The following is a 10148-nucleotide window of genomic DNA, read 5'->3' as shown; positions in this document are numbered from 1 at the left end:
CCTCAAACGCCGGCGGGGCTGAGTGTTCAGCCCGTGGGGGTCCCCTCGGACGGAGTCTGGGGGGACGACACGGCGGAAGGCCGTATCGTCACGCGTCGACGGCGGCCTGACCTCGACAGAGTCCGGATCACTCCGCTGCGGGCAGGGCGCCGAGCACGTGCCGGGCCTCGGACATCACCCGGGCGACGAGCTCCGCACAGCTGGGGAGGTCCTCGATCAGCCCGGCGACCTGCCCCGAAGCCATCACACCCAGGTCGGTGCGGCCCTCGACCATGGACGCTTTGAGAAGCACCGGGGTGTTGGCGGCCAGCAGGACCTGGCTCCAGCTCAGTTCCTTGCCGTGCTTCATGGCCAGACCGTCGCGGATCATCTGCGACCACGACAGGCCCGAGATCTTCTTGAAGCCGGCGGCCCGGCGCACCGCCTGTACCAGTGCTCTCGCACGGCCCGCCCGCTCCAGGGCGTCCACGAGATCCGTACGGAGCATCCGGTGCGGCAGCCCGTCCACGGCGGTGGTGAGAGTGATGTCCTTGACGCCCGCCGCCAGATACCGCGCCTTGACCGCGTCCGGCACGGTCGAGTCAGACGTGAGCAGAAAGCGGGTGCCCATCGCGATGCCCGCCGCGCCGAAGGCGAGCGCCGCGACCAGCCCCCGACCGTCGTGGAAACCTCCGGCCGCGATCACCGGGATGTCGACCGCGTCCACAACCTGCGGAAGCAGCACGGTCGTTGCGACATCACCGGTATGGCCGCCGCCCTCGCCGCCTTGGACGATCACCGCGTCCGCGCCCCAGGCAGCCACCTTCTCGGCGTGCCTGCGGGCCCCGATCGAGGGGATGACGATCACGCCCGCGTCCTTCAGTTCGGCGATCAGCTCGCGGGAGGGCGCCAGGGCGAAGGAGGCGACCCGTACGCCTTCGTCGATGATGATCCGGACCCTGTCCCCGGCATCCCCTGCGTCGGCGCGGAGATTGACCCCGAAGGGCGCGTCCGTACGGGACTTGACCTCGCGGACAGCCTGTCGCAGCTGGTCGACGGTCATCGTGGCGGAGGCGAGGATGCCCAGCGCGCCGGCGTTGGCGGAGGCGGAGACCAGCCGGGGTCCGGCCACCCATCCCATGCCGGTCTGCACGACGGGGTGCCTGACACCGGTGAGCTTGGTGAAGGCGGTCTCCATCAGGCCTTGACCTCGCGCTCGCGCAGGCCCTCCGGGTCGATGACCGCGCGGATCAGACGCAGTTCGTCGGCGCTCGGTTCGCGTGTGTACGGCACGTCGTCTCCGATCACCAGGTTGAAGCCGGTCGCCTCCCGGACCTGCTCGGCGGTGACGCCCGGATGCAGGGACGCCAGGCGCATCGAGCGGTCGGGGGTCGCGAAGTCGAGGACGCCGAGGTCGGACACCACCCGGGGGATACGGTGGTAGCGCGCCCCGGCCGCTCGGTCGTAGCCGACACCGCACACCATGTCGACACGCTCGACGAAGACCCGCGCGGAGTGCTTCGGCACCCAGTAACTGACCGGATTGTTGAGGGTGTTGACGGGCGCACCGCGCACTCCCAGCAGCTGCCGCTTCGGCCGCTCCCAGTCGCCGACGCAGGAGATGTTCTGGTTGCCGAAGCGGTCGATCTGGCCGGCGCCCATCATCACGTGCCGCCTGCCGCCGGTGACCATGGTCAGATGGCGGCGGTAGGGGAGCCATCCCTCGACCGTCCCGTCGAGTCCGACCAGCATCGCCTCGCCGTCGGTCAGCAGCAGATCGGGCGAGAAGGTGCGCTTGGCCAGCCGGGCACCGAAGGACGGGATCAGACCCATGGGGCTGGCCAGCACCTCGCCGTTGTCGCGCCACGCCTCGGCGCACGCGATCACGCAGTACTCGGATCGGCTGACGCTCACCGCTGCTCCTTGTGCCAGGCCTGGACGGCCAGCTGGTAGTCGTGCTCGTCCGCGCCGGACAGGAAGCGCTCGGCGAACTCGGGCCAGGGGGTGGTCGCGTACAGCTTCTGGAATGCCTCGTCCCGGTCGTAGTCGGGGGCGCAGGAGGTGAAGTGCGCGCCGTTCGGGGTCTCGACCACGCCGGTGACCGAGTGGCGGCTCACCAGCAGGGTCTGCGGGGCTGCGTCCTTGGTGAGCTCGGCGGTCTCCACCAGCTGCTCGCAGCAGACGTACGCGGCGTCGGCGGCCTCGCAGAACAGATCGTCGAAGTAGGGGTCGGGCCCCAGATACTGGCCGTTGCCGAGCCGGTCCGCGCGGTTGAGGTGCACCAGCGCGGCATCCATCCGCAGGGCCGGTACGGCGACGAACTCCTCGCGGCCCCCCTCCTCCTCGTAAGGCGAAGTCACCGTACGCAGCCCGGGGTTGACCCGCATCACGTCGGAGCCGATGCCTGCCCGCACGGGAAGGAACGGCAGCCGGTTGGCGGCGGCGTGCAGCCCCCACATGAACATCGCCTCGTCGATCTCGGTGAGGGCGAAGTCACCGCGCTCGCGGGCCGCCCGGTAGTGCGGTTCGAGCGGGATCGAGTCGAGGGTGACGAAGGCGGTGACGAGCTCGCGGATCCGGCCGGCGGCGGCGAGGAGGCCGATGTCGGGGCCGCCGTACGAGACAACGGTGAGATCGGTGACCTCGGACCGGAGCAGTGCCCGCACCAGTGCCATGGGCTTACGGCGCGAACCCCAGCCGCCGATGCCGATCGTCATGCCGCTGCGCAGGCGGCCCACGACCTCTTCGGGGGGCATCATCTTGTCGGTCACGACTGCTGGTCCTCCTTGCCGAAGGTGTCCTTGCCGAAGGTGTCGCGGACGCGGTCGGCGACCCCGCTGAGATTGGCCTCGAAGGTGAAGCCCTGCTCGAAGCGGTAGCTGCGGCGTACGTCGACGGGGTCGATGCCATTGATGGCGGCCTTGGCGAGCCGGATGAGGCTGCCGTCCTTCCGGGCGATCTCCTGCGCCAACTCCAGTGCCGCATCGGCCAGTTCGGCGCGCGGGACGACCCTCCACACCGAGCCGTGGGCGTGCAGCTCCTGCGCGGTCGCGGTGCGCGAGGTGTAGTACAGCGCTCGCATCAGATGCTGGGGCACGAGCCGCGCGAGGTGGGTGGCCGCGCCGAGTGCGCCGCGGTCCAGCTCCGGCAGCCCGAAGGTGGCGTCGTCGGAGGCGACGATCACGTCCGCGTTGCCGACGAGTCCGATGCCGCCGCCCAGGCAGAAGCCGTTCACGGCGGCGACGACGGGCACTTCGCACTCGTACACGGCGGCGAAGGCCTCGTAGCAGCCGCGGTTCGCTCCCACCAGGGCGCGGTGGCCGGCATCCCGCTGCAGTTCCTTGATGTCGACGCCCGCGTTGAAGCCGCGGCCCCGCGCGGTGAGCACGACGCAGCGGATCCCGGGGTCGCGGCCGGCTGTCCGTAGTGCGTCGGCGAGGTCGTACCAGCCCTGTACGGGAAGGGCGTTGACGGGTGGGAAGTCGACCGTGACGACGCGGATGCCTTTCTCTGGGCTTGCGGTGGAGACACCCATGGGCGGATCAGCTACCTTTCCACCAAACATTTGTTAGGTTGGGAAGGTAGCAGCCGATGGAGCTGAACGGGAGGGTCGCCGTCGTCACCGGCGGGACGCGGGGCGTCGGCGCCGGCATCGCCCGGGCGTTCCTGCGGGCGGGCGCCCACGTGGTGGTCTGTGCGCGCAGGCCGCCGGAAGTCCCGTTGACCGGCGCCGAGTTCGTACCGCTCGACCTGCGTGATCCGGCCGCGGTGGGGGAGTTCTTCGCCGGTGTCGTGGCGCGGCACGGGAGGCTGGACGCCCTCGTCAACAATGCGGGCGGGACGCCCTACCGGCCGCTCTCCGAGGGCGAATGCGCAGACGCCGCCGCCCGTCATGCCCGCGTGATCGAGCTCAACCTCATCGCGCCGCTGACCGCCTCGCTCGCCGCCCACGAGCATCTCAGGGCGGCCCGCGGATCCATCGTGATGATCGGCAGCGTCAGCGGCGGCCGCCCCTCGCCGGGCACGGCGGCATACGGGGCGGCCAAAGCCGGCATCGAGAGCCTGGCCCGCTCCATGGCCGTGGAGTGGGCGCCGGAAGTCCGCGTGAACACCCTCGTCCTCGGCATGGTCCGCACCGAGCTGTCCCATCTGCACTACGGCGACGAGGAGGGCATCGCGGCGGTCGGCCGCACGGTACCGCTGGGGCGGCTCGCCGAGCCCTCGGAGATCGGCGACGCGGCCGTTTTCCTCGCCTCGCGGCGGGCGGCCTATGTGAGCGGGGCCTCGCTGCTCGTGCACGGGGGCGGGGAGCGACCCGCGTTCCTCGATGCCGCAACGGTCAACACCGTCAACACCGTCAACACCGTCAACACCGTCAACACCGTCAACACCGACAAGGAGAAGTGAGATGGCCGACTGTGCCGTCCCGGGGGGTGACTCCCGCACCCCGGGCAGGAACATGTGCGAGGGGCGTGTCGTCATTGTCACCGGCGCCGGACGCGGTCTGGGGCGGGCGCATGCGCTCGCCTTCGCCGCCGAGGGGGCGAAGGTCGTCGTCAACGACTTGGGTGTCGGCCTGGACGGTGGGCTGGATCGATCCCTGGACGGGAACCGGGACCGAGGTCGGCACCTGAACGGGCCCGGCGGACCGAGCGGACCCGCTCAGCTGGTCGTCGACGAGATCAGAGCGGCGGGCGGCGAAGCCGTGGCGCACGGCGGCGACATCGCGACGACCGATGGCGCTGCGTCGCTTGTCGCCGCCGCGCTGGAGACGTACGGACGGCTCGACACTCTGGTCAACAACGCGGGCTTTCTGCGCGACCGCATGCTCGTCAACCTCGACGAGGACGACTGGGACGCTGTGATGCGGGTGCATGTGAAGGGCCACTTCCTGCCACTCAGGCATGCCGCCGCGCACTGGCGTGCCGAGGCCAAGGCGGGACGGCCGGTGGCGGCCCGGGTCGTCAACACCACCTCGGGCGCAGGCCTGTTGGGCAGCGTCGGCCAGGGCAACTACGCCGCGGCCAAGGCGGGGATCATCAGCCTCACGCTGGTCGCATCGGCCGAGATGGGCCGGTACGGAGTCCAGGTCAACGCCATCGCGCCCGCGGCCCGTACGCGTATGACCGAGGCGGCCTTCGCCGGACTCGCCGCCCTGCCCGAAGACGTCTCGCCGCTCGTCGTCTGGCTCGGCTCGGCCGGCAGCGCCGGAATCACCGGTCGCGTCTTCGAGGCCGAGGGCGGCCGCATCACCGTCATGGAGGGCTGGCGGCCGGGACCCACCGCCGACAAGGGCACACGCTGGACCCCCGCCGAGGCGGGCGTCGCGGCGCTGAAGCTGCTGGCCGAGGCGGAGCCGCCGCAGCCTGTGTACGGCGTGCGATAGCCGCGCGTACGACAGGTGAAGGTCTTGCGACGCTCGCCAGGAACCCGGTTAACTCCCGGGAAATTCAACGCAGTTGACGTTGACCGGTCAAGTTCTACGCGCATCAATGGTGCGTATGCGAATCCCCCCACGAATCGCCACCCTCGGTGGCATCGCCGCCCTTGTCTCGACTCTCCTCATCGGCGGTCAGGCAACGGCCACCCCCACGGCCGCGGCCGCAGTCGGTGACATCTGCTACTCCGACCTCCCCTCCCAGGCGCACGACACGCTCGACCTGATCGAGTCGGACGGGCCGTTCCCGTACCCCCAGGACGGCACGGTCTTCCAGAACCGTGAGGGCGTCCTGCCTTCGCACTCGACCGGCTACTACCACGAGTACACCGTCAAGACCCCGGGCTCCTCCAACCGCGGCGCCCGACGCGTCGTCACGGGCGACTCGGCCCAGGAGGACTACTACACCGCCGATCACTACGCCTCGTTCGACCTCGTCGACCACAGCTGCTGAGCCGGTATCCTCCGCCCCGTGACCAGGACCTATGTGATCGACGGGGCGGAGGTCACCGGCCTGGACAGCTTCTGGCGGGTGATCGGCGAAGCCGTGAACGGGCCGGGCGGATACTTCGGCCGCAACCTCGACTCCTTCGCCGACTGCCTCAGCGGCGGCTTCGGGACGCCGGACGACGGCGACTTCGCCTTCGAGTGGCGCGACCACGAAGCCTCCCGCCGGGCGCTGGGGCAGGACGAGACCGTACGACAGCTTCAGCTGCGGCTCGGACGGGTCCACCCGCAGAACAGGGCCGCGGTCGAAGAGCAGTTGGAACGGGCGAAGGCCGGCCTCGGCACGACCGTGTTCGACTGGCTGGTTCAGACCATGGAGGAGCGGGCGCCCGGCGCGCTCCGGTTTCTCTGAAGGCGCCGGCGCGCGGGCGCTGTTCGCGCCGTGCCGTGGGTCGGGTCGAGGCTGCGGGGCTCTTGGATCGGCGGCAGCGTGCGAGTTCTGTTCGGTCGGGCCTGGGCTCGGTCGAGGCTGCGCCCCCTTGGGCGGCCGACGGCAGCGCGCGGCTCTGTTCGCGCCCTGCCCCGGGTGGCTGACGCTGTGCCTGTCGGGTCAGCGGTGGCGCGGCAAGGTTTGTTCGAGGCGCCGTCTGAGCCTCTCGTCGTGTACGTGGCGTACGGCATCCGCTGCCGTGTGGCGGGCGTACCCACCCGAGTCCCCGTTCGCGAGAATCCGCGCCAACGCCGGTGCGGCCCGCGGATCCTGACGTATCGCCAGGCCCCGGGCCGCCTCCGCCGCGGTTTCCACATCGCGGTCGTCGAGCCGAGCCGCCAGCGCCTCGCGTATCTCGGGCGTATCGGCGTCCACGTCCGCGAGCGCCGTGGTCGCCCAGTCCCGGACATGGGCGTCCGCGTCCCGGCTCAGCGTGATCAGCGCCTCGATGCCCTCCGCGTGGTCGCCCGGCACAAGCCCGAACAGGGCGAGCGCCACCTGGTTGCGCACCTCCGCGTCCGGGTGGCCGGCATGCCGCAGGATCTCCGGAAGCGCGGCCGCGTCCCCGTGGTGCCCGAGCCCGAGCACGACCGCCTGGATCAGCTCGGGCTCCCGCGCCTCGCGGGACAGCTCGCGCAGCAGGGGCAGCGCGCGGGCGGCGAACGGCCGCCGGGGGTCCTGTCCGGCCCCCTCGCCCAGAGCCGTCGCGTCCGCCCCCGAACGCGAACCCGACGCCGATCCCGACGCATAACCAGAACCGGAACCAGAACCAGAACCGGAACCGGACCCCGGGCTCGCGAAGCCCAGTTGCGCCAGCACATCCGCCGCGAACGCCTGCCGCATCGGGTCGTCGCTCGCGCACCACGCGGCCGCCGCCTGGAAGGTCTCCTCGTCGCCGCGGCCCCACAGCGCCAGCACCGACTCGATCCAGTCGTCCTGCTCGGGGTTCCCGCAGCTCAGGGCCCTCTCGGCGAGCTCCGCGTACGGCGTCCGGACCCCCGAATCCGCTTCGAGCAGCGTCACGATCGCCGCGTGGCCGGTCTGCTGCTCATTGCCCGCGAACAGCATGCCGTCCCGCAGCAGCTCGACGACGACGGTCACCCCGCCGTCCTCCTCGATCCGGCGCGTCACCGCCTCGTACCCGTCGTCCTTCGCGAACGTACGGAGCAGCCCCTCGCTCAGTTCCCGCTCCACATCCAGTGCGAGCCACTGCCGGGCCTCCGCCAGTGCCGCATCCTTCGCGGCGGCGCCGTGGCGCAGAAGAGCCCGCACCGTCGACGGGGAGCCGCGGCGGGCGGCCAGCACCAGCGGCTGCTCGCCGCCCGGGCCCGGCAGGTCCGGGTCGGCGCCGTACTCCAGCAGCGCGCAGGCGGTCGCGGCGTGGCCCTGCGTCACCGCCCACCGCAGCGCCGTGAAGCCGTACGCCTCCTGCTGGTCGGGCGGTGCGCCTGCGGCGAGCAGCGCTCGTACCACCTCGGTGTGCCCGCCGACCGAGGCCCCGCACAGCGGCAGATCCCCGCTCTCGGGGCCGCTGGCGCGCCCGGGATCGGCGCCCGCGGCCAGCAGCACCCGGACGATCCCGACTTCGTCGCTCACTGCCGCCAGATAGAGCGGGGTCTGCCCGCTCTCATCGGTCACATCTGCGGGGACCCCGGCCCGGAGCAGCCCGACGACGGCATCGTCCGCGCCGCTGTGCACCGCCTCGAACAGTGCGCGGGCGTCCGCCGCCGGCTCTTTCGTCATGTTTCGAGCGTACGGAAGTTCGGTCAGGTGTCGCATTCGAGAATCGTCCGGCACAGCCCGCAGCGGGCCCGCACCCGCCCGCGTACGGGCACCCGGATCCGCTGGTGGCAGGTGGGGCACGGGAAGGAGACGCGCAGCCCGTCGGGGCCGTGCTCGAAGGCGTACGAGGAGGAGTCGGCGTCCGGGTGGTGGGCGGATGCGGCCCGCCCCGGGTTCTCCAGGGCGTAGCGCCGTTCCTTGGCATAGCGGTGGCGGCCGCTCCAGCCCGCGGTGGTCAGCGGCGGCCGCTGGGTGTCGCGCAGGGCCTGGGCGCGGCCCTTGGAGTACGCGGTGTAGCCCTGCGGGCTGGTGAACCAGGGCGAGGGGTCCTCGTCGAAGGCGATCGCCCGCTTGGCCAGGACGTAGCCGAACTCCTCGGGCGTGAGGTAGCCCAGTTTCTGGCTGGAGAGGCTGTCCTCCCGGAACGCGTCGAGCAGCAGCCAGCCCGCGCCGAGGTAGGTGGTCGCGGTGTCGGTGAGGATCTCGTTGGCGCGGGTGCCGGGGAAGGACAGGTCGAGCCTGTGCAGAAGCACATGCATGATCTCGTGGGCGAGGGCGGCGCCGATGTCCCTGCGGTGGGTGCGGAAGCGGTCGTTCAGTTCGATGAAGTACTCGGGCCCCGCGGTGAGTTCGACGCTGGCGGCGTGGTGCATCTCGCGGAAGCTCACGATCATCCGGGCCTCGGGCAGCCGCAGATGCTGGACCAGGGCGCGGGCGACGCGCTGTGCGCCCAGGTGCAGATCGTCATGGTCGGCGAAGGCCACATCGGCGGGCAGGACGCTGGGCGCGTAGGAGAGCAGGCCTTCGGGCGAGAGTCGTCTGTGCAGCGCGGTGATGGCCGCCCGCACCGTGTCGAGGTGCGGAAAGCCGTGTACGACCTCACTGTCCTTCGCCACCACGTCCCCGTACCCCCATGCACGACGGTCGGCCCGAACCCAACTCTACGGCGGACGGCGGGGCGTCCGGCCGCGAATCCCCGCTGGTGACGGTGGCCGAAAAGTGCTCCTTGTGGCGCGGGTGATCCACTCCCCATAATCCGGATCACGCTTTGTCGGGCCCATGTCAGCGCGGACGATGCTGCGTGGATCCGGCGCGAGCGAAAGTCTCAACCCCCCACGAAAGGCAGTCCGTTGAAGCTTATGCGTATGTTCCAGAGATGCGCGGCGGCCGGCGCCGTCGTCCTCTCCGCGATCAGCCTCCAGCCCACATCGGCCTCGGCCGCCACGCCGCCCGTCGTCGGCGGGACCCGCGCCGCCCAGGGCGAATTCCCGTTCATGGTCCGGCTCTCCATGGGCTGTGGCGGCGCGCTCTACGCCCAGGACATCGTGCTGACGGCCGCCCACTGTGTGAGCGGCTCCGGCAACAACACCAGCATCACAGCGACCGCGGGCGTCGTCGACCTGCAGAGCCCCAGCGCCATCAAGGTGAAGTCGACCAAGGTCCTCCAGGCCCCCGGCTACAACGGCACGGGCAAGGACTGGGCGCTGATCAAGCTCGCCAAGCCGATCAACCTGCCGACACTGAAGATCGCCGACACGAAGGCGTTCGACAACGGGACGTTCGACGTGGCCGGCTGGGGCGCGGCTCGCGAGGGCGGCGGTCAGCAGCGCTACCTCCTCAAGGCGAAGGTGCCCTTCGTCTCCGACGTCAGCTGCAAGCAGGCGTACCCCTCGCTCGTCGCCAAGGAGGAGATCTGCGCCGGTCTCCCGCAGGGCGGCGTCGACACCTGCCAGGGTGACTCGGGCGGCCCGATGTTCCGCAAGGACAACAACAACGCGTGGATCCAGGTCGGCATCGTCAGCTGGGGCGAGGGCTGCGCACGGCCCAACCTCCCCGGTGTGTACACCGAGGTGTCCACCTTCGCCGCCGCCATCAAGTCCGCGGCGGCAGGCCTCTAGAACGTGAGCGGGGGAGGGGCGGGTGCTGGTCCCGCTGGTCCGACACCGGCCCCTCCCTTGTCCGTCGGCCTTCGGCCTTTGTCCGTCGGCCTTTGCCCATCCGCGCGTTCGTCCC

General features: G+C 71.1%; 11 protein-coding genes. 5 read left to right on the top strand and 6 right to left on the bottom strand.

Features of this window, described 5'->3' with window-relative positions:
* Positions 1-127: 127 nt before the first annotated feature.
* Genes J7E87_RS13965 through J7E87_RS13950 form a run of 4 tightly spaced genes read right to left on the bottom strand, consistent with a single transcriptional unit; the run spans position 128 to position 3514 of the window.
* Positions 128-1177: a nitronate monooxygenase family protein gene (locus J7E87_RS13965; protein WP_215093626.1), complete on the bottom strand. Its 1050-nt coding sequence runs from the start codon at positions 1175-1177 to the stop codon at positions 128-130.
* On the bottom strand, positions 1177-1893 hold the full coding sequence (locus tag J7E87_RS13960) for a CoA-transferase subunit beta (protein ID WP_215093624.1): 717 nt from the start codon (positions 1891-1893) through the stop codon (positions 1177-1179). The genes J7E87_RS13965 and J7E87_RS13960 overlap by 1 nt, the downstream gene beginning before the upstream one ends.
* Positions 1890-2750, bottom strand: coding sequence for a CoA transferase subunit A (locus J7E87_RS13955; RefSeq protein ID WP_215093623.1), 861 nt, complete (start codon positions 2748-2750; stop codon positions 1890-1892). The genes J7E87_RS13960 and J7E87_RS13955 overlap by 4 nt, the downstream gene beginning before the upstream one ends.
* Positions 2747-3514 carry an enoyl-CoA hydratase family protein gene (locus J7E87_RS13950; RefSeq protein ID WP_215093616.1) on the bottom strand — a complete coding sequence of 256 codons (768 nt, stop codon included), beginning with the start codon at positions 3512-3514 and terminating at the stop codon, positions 2747-2749. The genes J7E87_RS13955 and J7E87_RS13950 overlap by 4 nt, the downstream gene beginning before the upstream one ends.
* A 56-nt stretch (positions 3515-3570) precedes the next feature.
* Between J7E87_RS13950 and J7E87_RS13945 the strand changes: the two genes are divergently transcribed.
* From J7E87_RS13945 to J7E87_RS13930, 4 genes are all read left to right on the top strand, one after another.
* Positions 3571-4386 carry an SDR family oxidoreductase gene (locus J7E87_RS13945; protein WP_215093614.1) on the top strand — a complete coding sequence of 272 codons (816 nt, stop codon included), beginning with the start codon at positions 3571-3573 and terminating at the stop codon, positions 4384-4386.
* A gap of 1 nt (position 4387) precedes the next feature.
* Positions 4388-5365 carry an SDR family oxidoreductase gene (locus J7E87_RS13940; protein WP_251017379.1) on the top strand — a complete coding sequence of 326 codons (978 nt, stop codon included), beginning with the start codon at positions 4388-4390 and terminating at the stop codon, positions 5363-5365.
* Positions 5366-5480: 115 nt separating this feature from the next.
* Positions 5481-5870: a ribonuclease gene (locus J7E87_RS13935; RefSeq protein WP_215093612.1), complete on the top strand. Its 390-nt coding sequence runs from the start codon at positions 5481-5483 to the stop codon at positions 5868-5870.
* Positions 5871-5888: 18 nt separating this feature from the next.
* Positions 5889-6275 (top strand): barstar family protein, encoded by a 387-nt coding sequence (locus J7E87_RS13930; RefSeq protein WP_215093611.1) that lies wholly within the window; start codon positions 5889-5891, stop codon positions 6273-6275.
* Positions 6276-6473: 198 nt separating this feature from the next.
* Here J7E87_RS13930 and J7E87_RS13925 read toward each other — a convergent pair whose 3' ends face one another.
* Together J7E87_RS13925 and J7E87_RS13920 are read right to left on the bottom strand one after the other, a co-directional pair.
* The gene (locus J7E87_RS13925) at positions 6474-8096 is read right to left on the bottom strand and encodes an ankyrin repeat domain-containing protein (protein ID WP_215093609.1); all 1623 of its coding nucleotides are present in this window, start codon (positions 8094-8096) and stop codon (positions 6474-6476) included.
* A 23-nt stretch (positions 8097-8119) separates the two neighbouring features.
* Positions 8120-9031, bottom strand: coding sequence for a hypothetical protein (locus tag J7E87_RS13920; protein WP_215093607.1), 912 nt, complete (start codon positions 9029-9031; stop codon positions 8120-8122).
* A gap of 243 nt (positions 9032-9274) precedes the next feature.
* Here J7E87_RS13920 and J7E87_RS13915 point away from each other — a divergent pair, with 243 nt between their 5' ends.
* Complete coding sequence (locus tag J7E87_RS13915) at positions 9275-10033, top strand: trypsin-like serine protease (protein ID WP_215093605.1); 759 nt, start codon at positions 9275-9277, stop codon at positions 10031-10033.
* Positions 10034-10148 lie beyond the last annotated feature (115 nt).

It is taken from the genome of Streptomyces sp. ISL-1, assembly GCF_018614585.1.
Classification (GTDB): Bacteria; Actinomycetota; Actinomycetes; order Streptomycetales; family Streptomycetaceae; genus Streptomyces; species Streptomyces maoxianensis.
Note: the sequence above shows the minus strand (reverse complement) of the source record. Positions and strands in the feature narration are given on the sequence as shown.

Excerpts from the sequence above, each read along its gene's own strand:
- J7E87_RS13950 (WP_215093616.1), bottom strand. The coding sequence starts at position 3,514 with ATGGGTGTCTCCACCGCAAGCCCAGAGAAAGGCATCCGCGTCGTCACG.
- J7E87_RS13915 (WP_215093605.1), top strand. The coding sequence starts at position 9,275 with ATGCGTATGTTCCAGAGATGCGCGGCGGCCGGCGCCGTCGTCCTCTCC.
- J7E87_RS13925 (WP_215093609.1), bottom strand. The coding sequence starts at position 8,096 with ATGACGAAAGAGCCGGCGGCGGACGCCCGCGCACTGTTCGAGGCGGTG.
- J7E87_RS13935 (WP_215093612.1), top strand. The coding sequence starts at position 5,481 with ATGCGAATCCCCCCACGAATCGCCACCCTCGGTGGCATCGCCGCCCTT.
- J7E87_RS13945 (WP_215093614.1), top strand. The coding sequence starts at position 3,571 with ATGGAGCTGAACGGGAGGGTCGCCGTCGTCACCGGCGGGACGCGGGGC.
- J7E87_RS13965 (WP_215093626.1), bottom strand. The coding sequence starts at position 1,177 with ATGGAGACCGCCTTCACCAAGCTCACCGGTGTCAGGCACCCCGTCGTG.
- J7E87_RS13940 (WP_251017379.1), top strand. The coding sequence starts at position 4,388 with ATGGCCGACTGTGCCGTCCCGGGGGGTGACTCCCGCACCCCGGGCAGG.